22 protein-coding genes are annotated in these 18,242 nt (G+C 66.3%); 7 read left to right on the forward strand and 15 right to left on the reverse strand.

Annotated features, from left to right (window positions below; translation table 11 throughout):
* The first annotated feature begins 6 nt into the window (after positions 1-6).
* The gene (locus AC1DXI_RS12600; RefSeq protein ID WP_476938910.1) at positions 7-384 is read left to right on the forward strand and encodes a hypothetical protein; all 378 of its coding nucleotides are present in this window, start codon (positions 7-9) and stop codon (positions 382-384) included.
* 30 nt (positions 385-414) lie between these two features.
* Here AC1DXI_RS12600 and AC1DXI_RS12605 read toward each other — a convergent pair whose 3' ends face one another.
* The 14 genes from AC1DXI_RS12605 to AC1DXI_RS12670 form a co-directional block, all read right to left on the reverse strand.
* A complete protein-coding gene (locus AC1DXI_RS12605) occupies positions 415-1,374 on the reverse strand; it encodes a methyltransferase family protein (RefSeq protein WP_476939029.1) in 960 nt (319 codons plus the stop codon).
* A 142-nt stretch (positions 1,375-1,516) separates the two neighbouring features.
* Entirely contained in the window at positions 1,517-2,353 is an 837-nt protein-coding gene (locus AC1DXI_RS12610) for an ABC transporter permease (protein WP_476938911.1), read from the reverse strand.
* Positions 2,350-3,294, reverse strand: coding sequence for an ATP-binding cassette domain-containing protein (locus tag AC1DXI_RS12615; protein WP_476938912.1), 945 nt, complete (start codon positions 3,292-3,294; stop codon positions 2,350-2,352). Before AC1DXI_RS12615 ends, AC1DXI_RS12610 begins: the two co-directional genes overlap by 4 nt.
* Positions 3,295-3,326: 32 nt before the next feature.
* Positions 3,327-4,172, reverse strand: a complete 846-nt coding sequence (locus AC1DXI_RS12620) for a DUF4097 family beta strand repeat-containing protein (protein ID WP_476938913.1) — start codon at positions 4,170-4,172, stop codon at positions 3,327-3,329.
* A 91-nt stretch (positions 4,173-4,263) separates the two neighbouring features.
* Positions 4,264-4,752, reverse strand: a complete 489-nt coding sequence (locus AC1DXI_RS12625; protein WP_018772840.1) for a hypothetical protein — start codon at positions 4,750-4,752, stop codon at positions 4,264-4,266.
* A 98-nt stretch (positions 4,753-4,850) separates the two neighbouring features.
* Positions 4,851-5,507, reverse strand: a complete 657-nt coding sequence (locus AC1DXI_RS12630; protein WP_476939030.1) for a DNA alkylation repair protein — start codon at positions 5,505-5,507, stop codon at positions 4,851-4,853.
* A gap of 152 nt (positions 5,508-5,659) precedes the next feature.
* Complete coding sequence (locus tag AC1DXI_RS12635) at positions 5,660-6,238, reverse strand: histidine phosphatase family protein (protein ID WP_476938914.1); 579 nt, start codon at positions 6,236-6,238, stop codon at positions 5,660-5,662.
* 112 nt (positions 6,239-6,350) lie between these two features.
* The gene (locus tag AC1DXI_RS12640; protein WP_476938915.1) at positions 6,351-7,103 is read right to left on the reverse strand and encodes a lytic transglycosylase domain-containing protein; all 753 of its coding nucleotides are present in this window, start codon (positions 7,101-7,103) and stop codon (positions 6,351-6,353) included.
* 95 nt (positions 7,104-7,198) lie between these two features.
* Complete coding sequence (locus AC1DXI_RS12645) at positions 7,199-7,501, reverse strand: DUF4193 domain-containing protein (protein WP_028276296.1); 303 nt, start codon at positions 7,499-7,501, stop codon at positions 7,199-7,201.
* A gap of 221 nt (positions 7,502-7,722) precedes the next feature.
* On the reverse strand, positions 7,723-8,703 hold the full coding sequence (locus AC1DXI_RS12650) for a TIGR03086 family metal-binding protein (protein ID WP_476938916.1): 981 nt from the start codon (positions 8,701-8,703) through the stop codon (positions 7,723-7,725).
* Positions 8,700-9,059: an ArsR/SmtB family transcription factor gene (locus AC1DXI_RS12655; RefSeq protein ID WP_476938917.1), complete on the reverse strand. Its 360-nt coding sequence runs from the start codon at positions 9,057-9,059 to the stop codon at positions 8,700-8,702. The genes AC1DXI_RS12650 and AC1DXI_RS12655 overlap by 4 nt, the downstream gene beginning before the upstream one ends.
* 207 nt (positions 9,060-9,266) lie before the next feature.
* On the reverse strand, positions 9,267-9,884 hold the full coding sequence (locus tag AC1DXI_RS12660; RefSeq protein ID WP_476938918.1) for a TetR/AcrR family transcriptional regulator: 618 nt from the start codon (positions 9,882-9,884) through the stop codon (positions 9,267-9,269).
* A gap of 157 nt (positions 9,885-10,041) precedes the next feature.
* The gene (locus tag AC1DXI_RS12665; protein ID WP_476938919.1) at positions 10,042-10,719 is read right to left on the reverse strand and encodes a PAS and ANTAR domain-containing protein; all 678 of its coding nucleotides are present in this window, start codon (positions 10,717-10,719) and stop codon (positions 10,042-10,044) included.
* A gap of 52 nt (positions 10,720-10,771) precedes the next feature.
* Positions 10,772-11,236, reverse strand: a complete 465-nt coding sequence (locus AC1DXI_RS12670; protein WP_476938920.1) for a YegP family protein — start codon at positions 11,234-11,236, stop codon at positions 10,772-10,774.
* A gap of 350 nt (positions 11,237-11,586) precedes the next feature.
* On the opposite strand from AC1DXI_RS12670, the gene AC1DXI_RS12675 reads away from it, so the two are divergent.
* The 5 genes from AC1DXI_RS12675 to AC1DXI_RS12695 all read left to right on the forward strand — a co-directional run bounded on the left by AC1DXI_RS12675 (position 11,587) and on the right by AC1DXI_RS12695 (position 16,151).
* Positions 11,587-11,949 carry an ArsR/SmtB family transcription factor gene (locus AC1DXI_RS12675; protein ID WP_476938921.1) on the forward strand — a complete coding sequence of 121 codons (363 nt, stop codon included), beginning with the start codon at positions 11,587-11,589 and terminating at the stop codon, positions 11,947-11,949.
* Between the two features lie 256 nt (positions 11,950-12,205).
* Positions 12,206-12,973: an SDR family NAD(P)-dependent oxidoreductase gene (locus tag AC1DXI_RS12680; RefSeq protein ID WP_476938922.1), complete on the forward strand. Its 768-nt coding sequence runs from the start codon at positions 12,206-12,208 to the stop codon at positions 12,971-12,973.
* Between the two features lie 211 nt (positions 12,974-13,184).
* The gene (gene ppk2 / locus AC1DXI_RS12685) at positions 13,185-14,120 is read left to right on the forward strand and encodes a polyphosphate kinase 2 (protein ID WP_018772827.1); all 936 of its coding nucleotides are present in this window, start codon (positions 13,185-13,187) and stop codon (positions 14,118-14,120) included.
* 230 nt (positions 14,121-14,350) lie between these two features.
* Positions 14,351-14,878: a DUF427 domain-containing protein gene (locus tag AC1DXI_RS12690; RefSeq protein ID WP_476938923.1), complete on the forward strand. Its 528-nt coding sequence runs from the start codon at positions 14,351-14,353 to the stop codon at positions 14,876-14,878.
* A gap of 259 nt (positions 14,879-15,137) precedes the next feature.
* A complete protein-coding gene (locus tag AC1DXI_RS12695; protein WP_476938924.1) occupies positions 15,138-16,151 on the forward strand; it encodes a patatin-like phospholipase family protein in 1,014 nt (337 codons plus the stop codon).
* A 27-nt stretch (positions 16,152-16,178) separates the two neighbouring features.
* Here the strand turns inward: AC1DXI_RS12695 and AC1DXI_RS12700 are convergent, their stop codons facing one another.
* Entirely contained in the window at positions 16,179-17,177 is a 999-nt protein-coding gene (locus tag AC1DXI_RS12700; RefSeq protein WP_476938925.1) for a hypothetical protein, read from the reverse strand.
* A 162-nt stretch (positions 17,178-17,339) separates the two neighbouring features.
* Here AC1DXI_RS12700 and AC1DXI_RS12705 point away from each other — a divergent pair, with 162 nt between their 5' ends.
* Positions 17,340-18,158, forward strand: coding sequence for an alpha/beta fold hydrolase (locus AC1DXI_RS12705; RefSeq protein WP_476938926.1), 819 nt, complete (start codon positions 17,340-17,342; stop codon positions 18,156-18,158).
* Positions 18,159-18,242: the final 84 nt, after the last annotated feature.

Raw genomic sequence — 18,242 nt, forward strand, 5'->3', positions numbered from 1 at the left:
AACGCCGTGGCCAACGGAGCGCTGGAGTGCCAGTACTTCACATCGGGTTCCATGCTGCCCGCTTCTGTGCCCAGTGGTCCGGGCTTGAGCTCTGGCGATTACGCGATACGGTTCGGCAGCGTTGGCGGGGGCACGTTGATGACCGTGCGCATCCCCTGTGCTTCGTATGCGGTCAGGGTCAGCATTGCCGGCGAAACGATCACGCCGGAGCCGGGGACACTGGAAAGCTTTCTGGGCACCTGCAACTTCCCGTGGGACCAGGAACAGGCCCGGATGAAACGATACCTTCAGGCTCCGTTTCAGTTCGCACAGCGGGAGAATGGAATCGTGCTGCACAACCCGGAATGGGGAATCACCCTCTTCCGGACCCCCTACGAGACCTAAGGGAGCGGGGATGACGGACCGGAACCCACATCATCCCGAAGAGCGCTGCACCGTCGACACTTGAGGGATCCAGCAGCGCACCGTGTCGCGGTATTGCTGGAATTCTTCGCCGAACCGTCCCTGGAGGTCAGCCTCCTCGAGCGGCCTGACGGCGTAGTTCCACACCAGCGAGCCCACAACCGCGTAGGCAACGACGAGCCATGACTGCAGGATGAGGCCGATCGCGGCGCCCTGCACAATGCCCGCGACCGCCATCGGATTCCGAATCCAACGGTACGGACCGGCGATGACCAGGCGGTTGGGCATCGCCGACGGCAGCGGCGTGCCATCCCCCAGTGTCGACATCACTACCGCCGACCAGACGCCGAGTGAGCTGGCCAGCCCCAGAAGCGTGACACCGACAGGACCTGCAGCCGGTGGAAACGGGAACCCCACCGCCCAGCGCCGTTCGAGAACCACTATGACCCACGGAACCACCGCCAGGAAGAACCCCCAGAAGAGGACGATTTGGCCGAAGGTTGACGCCACGTGGATTGCAGCGGTCGGGCGGTTGCTGGCGGGGCGGAACGCGAACGGACCGCAGATGATCCACGCCGTCGGTACACGCCCCAGCAATACGAGGCAAAGGGCGATCAGCGAACCTGCGGTGGCTGCGCCCATGATTAGCACGCCCCAGCCGGCTTCCGAATTGATCGTGGCGTATACCGCCAGCGCGACGGTGACGACGCCGGTCCAGCCGGTACTCACCAGCGCGGCAGCCTTGACCCCGAATGCCGCCACGGCTGAGGCCAAGACAAACAGCGGAATGTCCAAGACCGCCACCGCGGCCGGGTCGAGGTTACCGAGGGTCGCCTCGCGCACACCAGGCGACACGAATACAGCGGCCCACCAGAAGAGACCGGCTACCGACTGCACGGCAAAGTGGGCGCGACCCCACCGAACCCAGGGCGTCACCGATTCAACCCAAACATCAGCAGTCCCTGTTGGCATCTCGATGGAAGTCTTCGACACCTACCAGTTCCAGGACTGGAGGCGCAGGTGTCGAAGACAATGTGGGCCTCAGCCTACCGGCACAGGGCGGGCGGCCGCGATGCGCTCGCGACCGCCCGCACGGGCCGGGTGTAGCCTGGGCTCAGCGCACCGACTTGCGTTCGTAGATCGCCATCGACCAGGCGTACCCGGCGACCACGATCACGACACACCACCCGATTGCCAGCACCGGGCTCCAGCCGAGCGGGTTGCCGAGCAGCAGCCCGCGGATGGCCTCGATGAACGGTGTGAACGGCTGGTACTGCGCAAACCACTGCAACCATTCCGGCATCGACTCGGTCGGCACAAAGCCGCTGCTGAGGAAGGGCAGGAAGGTCAGCACGAGGGGCAGGTTGCTGGCGGTCTCGGCAGACTTCGCCTGCATGCCCATGGCCACCCCGAGCCAGCTGATCGCGTACGCGATGAGCACGATCAGACCGGCGGCGGAGATCCATTCGACAAACCCGGCGGTCGGGCGGAAGCCGATCAGGAGGCCGACGCCGAGCACGAGCACGACGGCGATGATCGCCTGGATGGTATTGCCGAGCACGTGCCCGGCAAGCACCGCGGCCCGCGAGATCGCCATCGTCCGGAACCGCGCGGTGATGCCCTCGGTCATGTCCATGGACACGGTCGTCGCGATGCCGCCGGCGCTGCCGGCGATGGTCAACAACAAAATGCCCGGCATGATGTAGGCGACATACGCCTCCCGCCCGCCGGCCGGATCCGCGCCGGGCAGGCCGGCCCCGAGCGTGCCGCCGAACACGAACACGAAAAACAGCAGCAGGACTACCGGCCCCACGATGGTGAAGACCGACAGGCCCGGGTAGCGCAGCATGTGCAGCAGGTTGCGGCGCAGCATCGTGACCGAGTCGGCAAGGACGTGTGATTGCTGGCGTGTGCCCGGGGCCGTCTGGCGCTTGGCGGTGATGGTAGTCATGATTCGGTTCCCTTCGTCTCGACCCGGCCGGTCAGCGCGAAGAACACGTCATCGAGGTCCGGGGTGTGGATGCTGAGGCCGTCGACCTCCAGGTTGGCCGTGTCGAGGCGGTCCAGCACGGTGCGCAGCGCGCCGACACCGCCGTCGCTCGGCACGGTGAGCGAGAGCCCGGCATCGTCGCGGGCGGACTCGCCGAGCAGCCGGGAGGCGGCGTCGAGCCGCGCGGCATCGGCAAACCGGAGCCGGATGTGTCCGCCGGGCACCAGACGCTTGAGCTCGTCTGGCGTCCCCTCGGCGACGAGTCGGCCGCCGTCGAGCACCGCAATGCGGTCCGCGAGTTCGTCCGCCTCGTCCAGGTACTGGGTGGTGAGCAGCACGGTGGTGCCGTCCGCCACCAGGCTGCGGACGATGTCCCACATGGTGTGGCGACTGCGCGGGTCCAGGCCCGTGGTGGGCTCGTCGAGGAAGATGACGCTGGGCGCCGAGACGAGGGTCATGGCGAGGTCGAGGCGGCGCTGCATCCCACCCGAGTAGGTGGCGAGCGGCTTGCGGGCGGCCTCGACGAGGTCGAACTGCTCGAGCAGCTCGGCCACCCGGGTCTTGGAGCGTTTCGCCCCGAGATGGCGCAGCCGGGCCATCAACAGGAGGTTCTCCTCGCCGGTGAGCAGCTTATCGACGGCGGAGAACTGGCCGGTCAGGCCGATCTCGGCGCGGACGCCGTCGGGGTCGCGCACGACGTCGCGCCCGTTCACGAGTGCCGTGCCGCCGTCGGGCCGCACCAGGGTGGACAGGATGTGCACGGTCGTCGTCTTGCCGGCGCCGTTCGGGCCGAGCAGTGCGGTGACGGTGCCCGCGCCCACGGTGAGGTCGACGTCGTCGAGCACGGCCTTTGCGTCGTAGGACTTCCGCAGCCCGCGGACTTCGATTGCTGGCGTGTTCATGTGCTTCGTTCCCTTCTGTTGGTGGCCCGGAGTCAGTGGGCGCGCTGGATGCTGATGTCACCGTGCTGGGTGCGGGCACGCACTGCGACGGTCTGTTCGGACGCGCCGGGAGCACGGTCGCTGTCGAGCTGGTTGCGGACGTGCCCCTCCTTTGAGGACAGGTCGAGCCAGGCGGGAACGCCGGGCCGCACGCCGATGGTGACCTGGCCGAAGCCGCTCTCGACCTGGATGGAACCACTCGAAACCTCTGCGAGCTGGATGCTGCCGTAGGCGGTCTTCGCCGCGACGGAGCCGAGTGCCTTCGTGATCTCGAGGTCGCCGTAGGAGAGCTTCGCTTCAAGGTCGCCGCCGGACTCGCCGATCAGGATGGTGCCGTGCGAGGCCTTGAGGATCGCGTCGCCGGTGACCTTGCCGATCCGGATCTGACCGTGGTCGGCCGTGATCTCGATCCCGCCCTCGGCGGTGCCCAGGGTGGCGTTGCCGTGCGAGGCGCGCAGCCACAGGTCGCCGGTGGAGTCGAGATCCACGCGGCCCATCGAACTCTTGATCCGGGTTGCGCCGAGGCGTCCGACGGTGCGCACGCCGCCGACCCCGATTTCGGCGGTGAGCCGCGACCCGGCCGGCAGCTCGACCTTCACATCGACCGACTCGGTTGGTCCGATCCAGCTGATGCGGGGCCGTGGGCCGGTGATGATGAGCCGCTGGCCGTCGACGTCGACCCTGGTCTCTTCCGCGCCCCGGCGGTCGACCGCCTTCGCGGGGTTGGTCGGCGAGACGGTCACGACCGTGTCGTCGCGGTCAGTGGCGATGATTTCGATCGCGCCGACCTGCAGTTTGATGGCGAGGTCGATGGGGGTGGGGGTGTCGTAGGTGGGCATGCTGGCGCCTTCCTTTTGGGTGTGTTTGATCGACCCCGCGGGTCCGCGTGGTTGGTGGGTGGTGGGGTGAGCGGGCTAGCGGGCTATCTGGCTAGCGGGCCCAGCCGGCGAAGTTGTCGCCGGTGCGCAGCGTGCGCTGCGCGGATCGTCGTTGCTTGGGCTGCAGGGCGGCTGCAACTGCACGGACCAGCCAGGTGTTGACGGACAGGCCGTCAGCAGCCGCGGCCTCGTCCACCCGCGTCTTGAGGGCATCCGGCAGGCGGAGCGTCGTGCGGGAGGTGCTCGCGTCGTCGAGGTCGAGCGGTGCGGCGGGCCGCTCGTCGCTGTCAGATTCCGTGTTCGGCTGGGTCACCACGAACTCGACGTCGCGTCCGCGCAGCCGCATGTCAACCGATCCGGGTGCGAGGTCGCGGGTGATCTCGCCGACTGCGGCCGACAGAACGTCGAGGAGCACGAGCCGGGTCGCGGCGTCCAGACCGGCGGCGAGCCGCTCGGCGACGGCGCGGGTGTCCTCCGTGCCGTTCTCCGCGGCATCGACTAACTGCCGCTGTAGATCGTTGACGTATTGTCCGAGTTCCATGCCACCATAGTGACACCACGGTGGTGTCACGTCAAGCGTTTATGGTGTCACCGATGACGCGCAGGTTTATGTGGCGGCTGAATTCGGGTCAACAGCCCTTACTCTGCCGCCGCTGTGGCGTCCTGTCGTTTCACCATCTCGGTGATCCAGATCGGCGCGAACGGCGAGGTGCAGTTCGGGGGCGTCGGGTAATCCTTGAGCACCTCCAGGCGCTCGCCGATGCCGATGGCGCGGGCGCGGTGTGCGGGGTGCTCAATCCCGATCTGGGCCAGGCAGTGGTTCATCGCCCACTGCAAGCGGTCCGGGGCGTACTTCATCTGCGCCTCGATGGTGTCGAGCAGTCCTGGCAGGCAGAGGCCCTCCGGCTTCTTCGCCACGCGGTCGGTGGTCAGCGCCCACCCGGCACTTGCGACCACCGGGTCCGGATCGGCGAACCAGGCCACGCGCAGCTCCTCGGCATGCGGGGTTTTCTTCACCACATAGTTGACGAGCCAGTCCTGCACCTTGGGAGTGTCCGCCTGGCGCAACATGACGTCCAACTCATCACGATCAAACGCCTTCGGGCGGCAGATCAGGAGCGCCAGAAGCCGCGCCGCGGTATCACCGGTCCCCCACAGCTCACGCGCCAGCTCCTGCTGGGTCTTCAGCCGCTTGGCAAACGCCCGCAGCTTGCCAAGGTTCACCCCGTGGTCGTCGCCATGCTTGACGTTTACCTCGCGGATCCTCGGGTCCTCGAGGTCGGCCAGGCCGGCCATCACCTCGGCCACCGTCGTCCCGGTTTCCGTCGTCCCGGTTTCCGTCGTCTGGGCCACCTCAGCCTCCTGTCCGTTGCTTGTGCGATTCAGCATACGACGGCGGTTCGACCGCGCGCGGCACTGACCACACGCTGCAGCCTAAAGCCGCAGCCCTAAACGGCAGCCATGACCCGCTCGCCGTTGAAGTACTCGAGCTGCCAGCCGTCGACGGCATGGTGGTGGGCCAGGTTGAGCACGGCGTTGTCGATGCTTTCCAGGGTGCGGCCGACGGCGCGGCTGAGACTCACGCGCAGGAGCGTGCCGTGGGCGACGGCCAGGACGCGGCGGCCGCGGAACTCCTCGGCCAGTGCCTCCAGCGCGGCCAGCCCGCGGCCGGCGGCCTCGTCCTCGCTTTCTGCGCCGCGGAACCCATTGGGGATGCGCAGAGCTTCCAGTTCAGGACCGGCCTGGAGGCCCTCCGCGGGTCCGAAGTTGCGCTCGGTGAGTTCCGGCACGCGCCGGGCCACGCTGAGCCCAAGCCCTGCGGCGATGAGGTCGGCGGTTTCCGCGGCACGGCTCAGCGGTGAGGACACGATCGCGTCCCATTCATAGCCGGACAGGACGGCGACGGCGTCGCGCGCCTGACCGCGGCCGACGTCGTTCAGTGGAATATCGGTGGCTCCCTGCAGCCGGCGCTGCGCATTCCAGTCCGTCTGGCCATGGCGGACGAGGGCAAACGTCGTAGAGGTCATGCCCTCCATTCTGCCCTGACCGCTGTCATTCCAGAGATTCGGCGTCGTGATCGAGCACGACGGCGGAGCGTCCGGAGTTCCCCCGCAGCCGACGGCGGAAGTCGACGTGGGCTTAGCCTGTGGCGCCCGACTGTGCGGCGTAGGCAGTGGCCCGGTCGCGGACATGGTCCACGTACGGATCAGACTGGTTGTAGGAGTAGATGGCGTCGGCCCAGCCCGCGGCGGTGGTGAGGTCACCGCCGTGGGCGCAGAGGTACGAGGCGGCACTTAGCGCGGCGTCGTCGATGTTGAACGGGTCGGCTGTCCCGTCGCCGTTCCCGTCCCGCCCTGCGAGTTGCCAGGTAGAGGGAATGAACTGCATGGGTCCGACGGCGTGGTCCCAGCTGGCGTCGCCGTCCAGGGCGCCGGCGTCTGTATCAGGGATCGCGGCGAAGCCGTCGCCGTTGAGGCTCGGGCCGACAATTGGCCCGCTCACCTGACCTGTGGCGGTCAGGCTGCCGCCGCCGTAGGTTCCGTGGCCGGATTCGACGAAGCCCACCGCCGCCACCGTATTCCAACCGATTCCGCACGTCGGAGCGACTTCGTTGGCCGCACCGGCCGCAGCGACGTACGCCTGGAGGGCCCGGGCAGGGATGCCGGTCTGCGCGGAGGCGTGGCTGAGCCACTCGGCGTCCGTGCTCCTGGTGATGTTGATGGCGGAGGTGATGCCGGCGGACAGAGATTCGAGTTTCGCCTCCGCCCGCGGTGGCGCGGGCAGGGCCACACGGGTCTCCGCGCCGGAGAATCGGAAGGCCCAAAACAAGAACCCGGTGATGACGCAAAATATGAACAGGCCAAGCACGGCAAGGCGTTTCAGACGGAGCATGGACTAAGCGGGCCGGCCGTGGACCATGCGAACCCCCCTATCCGGCGCCGGCACGGGAAACCGCGCCGGCGCCGGTCACGCGGGAGGCCATGGCCCTAGCCAACACACTCGACGCAGTAAGCGTGGCCGTTCTTTTCGCGTGCAACCTGGGACCGGTGCCGGACCAGGAAGCAGGAGTAGCAGGTGAATTCGTCCTGCGCCTGCGGGATGACCTGCACGACGAGTTCCTCGGCGACAATTTCCCCGCCGGGGCTGATCGCATCGTCAAAAGCGTCAGCTTCATCCAGCTCACGGACAACGCTGCGGGCATCCGGGGCGTTGGCGGACTGCAGCGCCTGCAGCGAATTATCCTGCGACTCCTTGACGTCGGATCGGACTTCGTCGTAATCGGTTGCCACGGGGGTGACTCTCATTCCTGTGTTTAGTTCTGACGGGAAGCCAACGTACACCATTGCGCGCGTCAGTGCCTCATGTGAACCAAGTCCTTCAGGCCGAGCGGAGTCGCGGGACCGCTTCGACGCAGCGGACGGGGAAGCTCTTGCCGTCCGGGCGGACCGGTCTGTCCGGGCGGAACAGCAGGTCGAACAAAGGCGTGTCCGCCGCTGCCGTAAAGCAACTGTCAGACGGTGACGGTCCGGCCGGTGAACGCGATCAGGCGCTCCAGGCTGCTCGCGGTCTCCGCGACCGGCTGGGCAGCGGCGAAGCTGCCGCTGGCGCGGACCTGATCCGAGATGGTCACCAGGGCCAGGGCCTCAACGTGATCCGTGACGACGTCGGAGACGACGAGTTCCTGGCCGGTGGCCTTCGCGAAGTCCCACGCGTGGACGAGCAGCTCGAGGTTGATGATCCCGGCGACGACGGTCGCGGGCAGCTCGGCGAAGCCCATGTCGATGGTGCCTTCGACGCCGCGGCGGCCGAACGCCTCCAGGGTGGCCTGCGCGAGTCCGGCGATGCGAACTTCCGGGCCTGCCCCGGCGTCGTCGCTCACGTCCGCGCCCAGCGCTCCGCCGACATGCTTCAGCGAACCGGCCAGGTGCTCCAGCAATTCGTGGGCGGTGAAATTTTCGCACGGAGTGGCTTTCTCACGGTCCTCCGGGGTGAGCTTGCGCAGCACGCCCAGGAGCACGGCGAGCGATGCCTCAGCCGAGCTGATGTGATCGATCGAGTCCGGGGCCGCCGACCATTCGTCCGGACCGGCGCCGGCCGGGGAGGAGGTCTCGGCGATCAGGCGGTCCAGATAGTGGTTCCAGCCTTCGGCATGTGCCGCGGCCTGTTCGGCGTTGAGGCCGGCATGGACCAGGCGGAGTGTGGTGCCCTCGGCGTTGGGCTCCAGCGTGATCGTCACTGTGGACGCGCCCGGCGCCAGGTCCATTCCGGACTCCCAGCCCCAGGTGAAGACGATGCGCTTGCCGGGCTCGATCTCTTGGAACGTGCCGGCGGCGTGGTGGCCGGGAGTGACGGTCCATCGGTATTCGCCGCCAATGCGAAGGTCGACGCGGGCCGCCACCGTTTGCCAGCGGCGCAGACGTTCCGGCTCGGTGATGAGCGCAAAGGCCTCGTCGGCGCCGACGGGCAGGTGAATGGTTTTCTCGAACGTCATGAGAATGGTCCTTTGTTTTGAGGCGAACTATCTGAATTGGGCGTGTGATGTTGCGGAGGCCCGTGACGCTGGGCGGCAAGTGCGGCCGCATCCGATGCCAGCAGATCCAGTTCGTCGGTCCAGAACTGTTCGACAAGTTCACGCAGCCGGCCCATGCCCGCTGGGTCGAGTCGGTAGTACCTGTTCCGGCCCTCTTTGCGGGCTGATACCAGGCCGGCCTGTTCCAGCAACAGCAGGTGCTGGGACACCGCGGAGCGGCTGACCGTGAAATGGGCGGCCAGCTCCCCGACCGCCTGTTCGCGGCTGGCGAGAAGATGCAGCAGGCGTCGACGGTTCGGCTCCGCAGCGATCTCCAAGGCATCCAACACAAATAATACGTTAGTGGCCGCTAACGCATGCCGCAAGTGCTCAGCGGACGAAGGGGTCAGTGATCGCAAATCGCCGCTCCTGGGGGCCGCGGCCTGGGAATGGCGCAGCTGTTTTCGGAGCGGCTTCTCAGGACGCTAGGGCGCGAGCCGGGTCAGACGCCGTCAACGAAGGCGGGGAATCCCAGGGTGCAGCGGCTAGAGGCCCCGGTGGTGCTCAATGAGCCATCGCGCCATCTGCTGGGCGCGCTTAGAGGCCAGCGCGTCCCCCTCGGTGGCGGAAATGATGGAGCCCTTCATCAGGATGTGCCAGGACCGGGCAAATTCCTCGGGGCGGTCCAGCCCGGCCTCCTCGGCCAGGGCCTGGATATGCCCGCGGATACGGCTGAGGTAATCGATACTCGCCTTGCCCAGCGGGTGCCCGGCGCCCATCTCCAGCAGCACGTTGATAAACGAGCACGCCTCGAAATCCTCGCGCTGGAACCAGTCCCCGAACACGTCAAAGACGGCGAGCAGCCTCTCCTCGGGGGTGTTGCCCCGCCGGCTGGCCTCGGCCACGATCAGGTCAACGGTCCACACCTGGTCGCGGAGTTCCAGGAAGGCCAGCACCAGGGCGTCCTTGGACGGAAAGTGCCGGTAGAAGGTTGCCTTGGAGACCCCTGAACTGCTGATCAGCTCATTGACCCCTACTCCGCGGATGCCGCGGCGGGAGAACAACTCGTAGGCGGTGGCGAGAATACGGTCCACCGGCTCGTCGCGTCCGGCCATGGCTGTGGCGGGCAGCAGCGTAGGACCCTCGGCGTCGTTGACAGTCATGATAAAAAAATTTTACACCGGACCGAGGCGTACAGACCGGTCTGCCTCGGAGTGTGCTATCAGTCTCCGCCGGATTCCCCCCGGCGTTTCCGGCCCGTACGACGCCGGCACGACGCCCGCGGACCGGCGCATGGACCCGCCGGCGCCCCAATTCCCCCTAAGGATGGAGAACCCGGTCGCTGTCGCGGCGTTGCGAGAAACGACCGTCCAATGCTTGGACGAAGCTGCGGAGGGTCGCGGCTTCGTGCGTGCTGTTAGCCAGCCGGACGATCGCCGACGCCGTGTGGGCCAACTTGATGTTGTGGTGCTGGCTGTATGCGGAAAGCCGTTCGAAGGCGTCATCGGAACCGATATGGAGTATTCCCATCAGGATGCCCTTGGCCTGTTCGATAAGGCCTCGGGTGCCGATGGCTCCGGCGACAGCCTCGCGGGCGGACCGGTCCGTTTCAAGTTGAACTGTCCTGGTGAGGTCCAGGATGAACCCGTCGACGAACAAGACCTTCCCGTCACTGTCCGGCACTCCCTCCCCCGCGGTCAGGACGCGGCGTTCGCGCCGGCGTGCGTCGAAGAGACGATGGTAGCTGGCAAAAAACCCTCCGCCACGGCACACATCCTCAAAAATTTCCCTGCACTGCTTCCGGTCTTCAGGATGCACGTGCTGCATCAGGACGCCCACCGTGGGCACCACCTCGCCCCGGTGGTAGCCGTGGATCTGGAAAATCTGCTCGGACCACTGCAGCTCCCCCGAGACCACGTCGTAGCGAAAGGTCCCGGCGAGGCAGTCCTCGGCAACCAGCGCGCTGGAGTAAGCCTGCAACGCTTTCAACTCCGTCATGGCCAGGCCCGCCTGCCCGGCCCGTCGGCGGGCGCCCGGCCCCGGGTTACGGTCAGCACGAGCCGAGCCCAACCTGTGTGGTCCGCGTCTCCAGTGCCTGCCGCCACCGCACGATCAGCTGCTGGTTCCGGGTCACAGCACGACTGCCCAAGAAGCGCGCTGCGGACGGGATGCGGAGGCGCGGCGGCCCTTCAAGGGATCTCGGCGCCCCGTCCCGGGCCGGCCTCGCCCGGGCGCGCGGGCTCTTTACGTGCGCCTCGTGGACTCCGCGCCTCTGCGCGCCGGGCTGCACGGGAATGCCTGGGGCCGCGGACTGGAGCTGCGCGTCATCTCGCGGTGCGGGAATTTCCGCGACCAGCCCCATGCCGGCATACTCCCGAACTGCCGCGATCCCGGCCACCGCCGATGGCAGGTCGGGAAAGGGCTTGGAGAGGGCCATGACGGTCCCGTCCGGGGCAGTAAGTCGAAATCGGTAGGAAGTGTCGGAATCGGTGAACAGTTCGAACATGCCTGTCATAGAACCCTCCTGGGCAGCCGGGACCCGATTGCTCCCGGCGACGCCGTTGTCACCGGGAACAGCCTGAATCCACCCGAACGATGAACGATGCCAGTCACACGGACCGGCCGGATCGAATTGATGAATTCATGAAAGTCTGAACTATGCATGTCGCCTGCGCAAGAGGTACCACCCTGTCTGGCGGCGGCGACGACACGGCATTGGTCCGGCGCTACGATATGTAAGCGGACTGACCAAATCAGGAGTGTGCGAGACAGACTTTTCTGTCTTGCACGTGCTAGTTTTCCTGTCGGCGGAGTCCGCACAGACGCGCGGTTCAGAATATTTGAAAGTGAAGGAGGGAAGTCCCGATGCCGGATGATCTTCCCGCAAGTCCGGTCCTGACGGATGTGAAGGCAGAACTGTTCAAGGCCATGGGTCACCCTGCCCGGATCCAGTTGCTGGAAATGCTCGCCGACGGACCAGTTGCCGTAAGCAGACTGCGCGACAACACGGGCCTTGAGCCATCGAACCTCTCCCAACATTTGAGCCTGCTCCGCCGCCAGCGCCTGATTGTGCCCTCGCGCCGGGAGGGCAGGTTGTTCTATGAACTGGCCAGCCCGGAGGTCAATGTCCTGCTCGCGGCCGCCCGATCCCTGCTCGGCTCCCTCCTCGTCACCACCCGTTTGAATCTGAGCCCCGTGGCTGAAGAGCCGGAAGAGGCAGTCCGCTAGTTGCCGGCGCAGGCCGTACTGTATGCACAACATCGATCGACCGGTCTGGAAGCATCCGGACTAAAACCAGTAGGGGTATGAATGGCTCACGCCGAGGACGAGACGACGAAGGCGACCTGCGCCGGTCCGTCGACCGGCCGGTTCGACGTCGGGATCTGACGACGACGGCGCCCGTCACCTCGCGAGGTGAGCGGCGCCGTCGTTCGTATCCCCCGCCAGCCTGTCGGCTTCCCGAACCACCTAAAGGACCATCCCCATGGCGCGCATTTTCATCACCGGCTCGACCGACGGACTCGGCCTCGCCACCGCCCGGACGCTCCTGAACGGCGGCGACGAGGTCCTGCTGCACGCCCGCTCCAGGGAGCGCGCCGCCGCCGTCGACGAACTCGCACGGCAAGGCATCGGCATCGTGATCGGTGACCTCAGCAGGGCTTCCGAAACCCGGGAGCTGGCCGCTCAGGTGAACGCTCACGGGCGGATGGACGCCGTCATCCATAACGCCGGCGTCTACCTCTCGCCGGGGCGCGTCGCGACCCCGGAGGGACACTCCCGCACCCTGGCCGTCAACGTTCTAGCCCCTTACATTTTGACCGCCCTGATCGAGCGGCCCCACCGCCTGATCTACCTCAGCAGCGGGATGCACCACGCGGCCAGCGCAAACCTCCAGGACATCGATTGGACCCGACGGAGCTGGAACGCCAGCGCGGCCTACTCCGAGAGCAAGCTCTACGTATCCGCGCTCTCCGCTTCCGTCGCCCGGCACTGGACCAACGTGCTCAGCAACTCCGTTGACCCCGGTTGGGTGCCCACCAAGATGGGAGGCGCCGGCGCCCCCGACGACCTCGCCATGGGCCAGGACACACAGGGCTGGCTCGCCGTCAGCGGTGACCCCGCCGCTCAGGTCTCCGGAATGTACTGGCACCACCGCCGGCCACGGAAGCCGGCCCCGGAGGTCAGCGACTCCGATTTCCAGGACAAGCTCACCAACAAACTCGCCGAACTCACCGGCATCACGCTCTTCTGAAGCGAGGCATCGACCCGAACCACCGGCATGCCTGGACAGGTAGTCCCTGCCGGCCGGACTGGTGGCGCGAAGTGTCCCCCAGCCCGTCCCTATCGTGAGCTCCACCTGTCGGCTTAGGCTGGTCGCATTCTATGTACGCAGTTGAGCATCGAACGTTGCCGGCAGCTGGAAGGCCGGCAGTTGGTTCGAGGGGGCCGGAAGGAGGCCGGGGATGACGCCGGCGGACAGGACATGGACACCCGAGGATCAGGGCTGGCTCCGGGAAAACCTGCGTGAGGCCATCGACCATCTAGTGGAGATGGGGTACACGGTGCGCGGGGGGCAAGGCGAGGATCCGGAACTCATCCACCCCGGCGGTTCGGCCGTGCAGACGTGGCGGGAAGACTACCCCTACGAGGAACGGATGTCCCGCGAGGAGTACGAGCTGGAGAAATACCGGTTGCAGGTTGAACTGCTGAAGTTCCAGTACTGGGGCCAGGACCAGGAGCTCAGGCACGTGATCGTCTTCGAGGGCCGGGATGCGGCCGGCAAGGGCGGAACAATCAAGCGCTTCACCGAGCACCTGAATCCCCGATCGGCCCGGGCAGTGGCCTTGAGTAAACCCTCTGACCGTGAACTGGGCCAGTGGTATTTCCAGCGCTACATCCAGCACCTGCCCACGGCTGGGGAGATCGTGATGTTCGACCGCTCCTGGTACAACCGGGCAAATGTGGAGCGGGTCATGGGCTTCTGCACGGAGCAGGAGTTCGACACCTTCATGGTTCAGGCCCCGCTCTTCGAGAGAATGCTGGTGGACTCCGGGATCCACCTGACCAAGTTCTGGTTCTCGGTGACACGCCACGAGCAGCGCACCCGCTTTGCGATCCGGCAGATAGACCCGGTGCGGCGCTGGAAGCTGTCACCCATCGATCTGGCTTCCCTGGACCGGTGGGAGGAGTACACGGCCGCCAAGGAGGAAACGTTCCTCCGGACCGACACGGACCATGCGCCGTGGATCACCATCAAGTTCAACGACAAGAAGCGGGGACGGATCAACGCCATGCGCTACTTCCTCAACCAGTTCGACTACGAGGACAAGGACACGTCAGTGGTCCACAGCCCCGACCGGCTGATCGTGCGCCGCGGCCGCGAAGCCGCCGGCGACTAACGCCACGCCAAGGCGGCTACTCGGTGCTGGAGCTGCCCTCGTACGATGCGGCCTTGGAGTGGGCCGCGAAGATCGCGGCCGCCTGCCGTTGCGCGCATTCCAATACGACCCCGCTAGCTAGGTCTCGGCTGGATAATCCTCTTCGCTAGGCTCGCGGTCGACATCTTGGCGATCGCCCGGATGTGTCGCGTTCACGGTGGCATCCCAGCAGAAGATGACAACATGGGGACATGACTCCTGCTCACGGTTTCTCCGACTTCTTCCGGCGTCCCCAGCCCATCAAACCCCAGGCCGGCCAAGAATCGGTGTGGGACTATCCGCGACCGCCAAGGGTCGAGCCACGATCCGAACGGGTAATCGTGCGGCTTGGCGGGCAGGTGATTGCCGATACCACCGATGCGGTGCGCGTCCTGGAGACGAGTCATCCGCCTGTCTACTACTTGCCATTGGACTCATTCCCTGCCGGTGCACTCGTCCCGGTCGAGGGCACCACCTTCTGCGAGTTCAAGGGAGAAGCGCACTACTTCGACGTCGTTGCCGGCGGCGTCGTCGTTCCCCGTGCCGGGTGGACCTACCCCGAACCCACGCGGGGGTTCGAGGCGCTCACTACCCGAGTAGCCCTCTACCCGGGTCGCATGGACTCCTGCCAAGTCAACGGCGAGCAGGTGACCTTCCAAGAAGGCGACTTTTACGGTGGTTGGATCACCACGCAGATCGTTGGTCCTTTCAAGGGCGGGCCGGGCACGGCCGGGTGGTGAGCACAGCGCCCATGCCCCGGAAGACTTGCACCTGACTGTGCGTGTGGCGACTCAACCGGTGCCCGCGCTGGCGGCTTGAGGCCCGTTGTGCCCTGCCTCGCCAGCGTGGTAGCTTTCCGGTGATCGTGATCAATCTTCAGGAGGTGAGACCCATGAACGCAGTATCCGTAATGGGCGCTCCCCCGAAGTCCACGGTCGCGCGGCTGAAGTAGTCGTTTCCGGGAGTGCCCCACAGGCAAATTCGCGAAAGGCGACTCCCATGAACACAACACCGTCTTCAACTCCGCGCATCGGCTCGACGACAACTTCCCATGCCATCGCAGTGACGCGGACACCACAGCCCGGAAATTGGCCCACTCCCGGCCAACAGGCCGACGCCGCACCCCAGATAGGCATCTCAAACAAGCGAGCCTTAGTTCTTGCTGGCGGCGGAGCGGCAGGCAATGCATGGGAGCTCGGTCTCATCGCCGGCCTGTCCGATGCCGGGGTGGATGTAACCGGGGCCGATCTCATCATCGGGACGTCGGCAGGATCGACAGTGGCTGCCCAGATCACCAGCGGGACACGGCCGGCCGAACTGTATGCCGCCATCCTCGCCGAGGTGCCTCAACCACAAGCCGGCCACTCCCGACAGGACAGGGGGCGCGCTCCAAATTTCTCGGGGCAGACCTACCTGGAGTGGTCGAACGGCATTATCGGTTCTGCTGAGGATGCGTCCGACATGCGTCGCAGGATGGGCGCCGCGGCCCTCGAAAAGGATGCTTCGGACGGTACTAGCCAGACGCGCTGGCGCAACATCGTCGCGGCCCGGCTTCCCAGCCAGCACTGGCCGCAACAGCCCGTGCTGATCACGGCTGTCGATGCGGATACCGGGGAACCGGTCGTGTTCGACCGCCGCAGCGGAATCGATCTGGTGGACGCCGTCGCCGCCAGCACCAGCAACGGCTACCGCATCGGCGGGAACCGGTACATCAACGGCGGCTATCGACGCAGTGAGAACGCCGACCTGGCGGCTGGATGCGGGCGGGTGCTCGTGTTGTCACCGTTTGGCGGCAGGTCGCGGATGCCGCTGGAGTGGGGCATGGACCTCGCGACCCAGGTCGGGGAATTGCGCGCAGGGGGCAGCAGGGTGGAAACGATCTTCCCGGATAGCACCTCCGAGCACATGTTCGGCGCCAACGCGATGGATCTGTCGCTGCGTCCCCCCGCGGCTCGAGCTGGTTACAGCCAAGGCAGAGCCCTCGCGGACCTGCTCGCCGCCATCTGGCGGTGACGCCCGAAACCAGTCGATATTCGACTGTTACGGCGCGCGAGTCCAGGGGTCGCCGTGCGAGGCGCGGTGCCATGCCTGCCGCGGGCCATCCGATTCGTGCGCGACATCTGTGAGCCAGATCGTGCTGTCCGGGGCCCATCCGGCGATGACCGTCGCCGTTTCGGCGTCGAGCCTTAGTGGGCGCGTCGCGCCGTTGAGGTAACCCAGGACGGAGAGGTGCGCGGCGTCCCACTCGCCTGCCACTTGCTCCCAATCCGGGATGACCCATCGGCCATGGCGTCCGGTCACGCGGAACCAGTCGTGTCGCCGGGATGCAGTGACCTCAAATGGGAACCTGCGGCACAGCGATATCCAGTCATCCGCTGTGCCGATCTCAAGAGTCCGGCCCGCTCCCCGAACCGGAATCGTGGTCGACTGCTCCCACCCCAGGGAATCTTCCACGAGGCTGAGTGCGGCCGGAACCTGCCCAACGGTGCGGAGCAGCCCCTGCGGGACCGACCACCAATTTCCTGACCAGTTGGCGCGAGGGTCACCGGGGCGTTCGCGCACGGCCCGCAGTTCCCCGGCACGTTCGTCTCGGCCCCACTCGGTCAGTATTTGGCGCGGATTCTTCGTCAGCGGTGCCGGGGCGTTTGACGATCGCCAGTCGATGGCCCATTGCTCCACCCGGCGAGGCTGCCAGAACCACTGGATGTCCGGCAGCGCCATGACCTGTTCCGCGACGGGCGACAAGGCCACCGTCACGCTCGGGAGATCCGCGAGCACATCCTCTCCATCGGGCGCCTGCCAGTACCGTGCAGCGTCCACTGACCGCTCGAGGGCCGCCTGCACCAGCTCACCGTCAAGATCGATGAAGTCCAGGGCAGCGAGTCTGGCAGCCAGCTGTTCTGGAGACACGGCAAAGGCCGGAGTCGCGGTCTCCCCGGAGGCAGCAGCGTTCAGCAGGACCCGCGAGGTCCCCGGTCCACCATCAAGTTCGTAACCCAGCCAGAAGGCCGCAGTTTTGACCTCCGGATCCAGCTGCATCGCCAGCTCGAGACACAAACGGCGACCCCGGGGTCCCCGCAGAAATACGTCCACACTTGGCGTCATCAGATCATCCTCCCACCAGAGCGCACCTTATCTGGGGCGGTTGGGGGTGCCGTCGATGACGGCGGGGTTTGTCGCGACGAGCTTTACCATAGCGAGATGGAGTCCACCGTTAGCGGAGTGCCGGTGCATTACGCCGAGTACGGCAGCGGCACGCCTGTTCTCGCACTCCACGGGGCCGGTGTGGATCATCGCGAGATCGCCGGTGCCCTTGAACCGATATTCGCCAGCATGCCTGGCTATCGGCGCCTGTATCCGGACCTGCCCGGGATGGGCCGGACCCCGGCGCCCGAGGCGATCGCGAGCAATGACGACGTCGTGGACCTTCTGCTCGGCCTTATCGCCAGCACCATTGGTGATGAACCGTTTCTTGTCATGGGTCAGTCCTACGGTGGCTACCTGGCCCGTGCGATTGCCAATCTGCGACCTGATCAGGCCGTCGGGCTGGCGCTGATCTGCCCGGTTGGTGCGCAGACGCGCGACGTCCCTCAGCACGAAGTCCTTGTTGCGTCGGCAGATCTGACCGGCGAACTCGACTCGGATCTCGGGGCCACATATCGCAGCTACTTCGTGGTGCAGACCCCTGAAACGCTGCGCCGGTTCCAGGAGTACGTGGCTCCCGCAACATCACTCGTTGACGAGTCGAGCCTGATGCGGATCTTTTCGCACTGGGAGTTGCGGGATCGGCCGGAAGCCGCGAAGGCCTATCCTCATCCGGTATTGGTCCTGGCCGGGCGACAGGATGCCACCGCGGGGCACACCGGCCCCTCCGAGTTGATCGGGCACTACCCTCGCGCCACGTTGGCCGTCCTCGACCGCGCCGGCCACGCCTTGATCCATGAGCAACCCAGCCTCGTGCAGACCCTCGTCGCCGAATGGCTCACCCGCGTGCGTGAAGCACTGGACGACAAAACCTAGCGGGCCGTGGCGCTCGCATGCCGGGCGGAATCCCTATTTCTCGGCTCCACCGAACAAGGGCAAGGTGATCCGCCCGCGCCCCCC

The sequence above is a fragment of the Arthrobacter sp. P1_H7 genome (assembly GCF_056405215.1).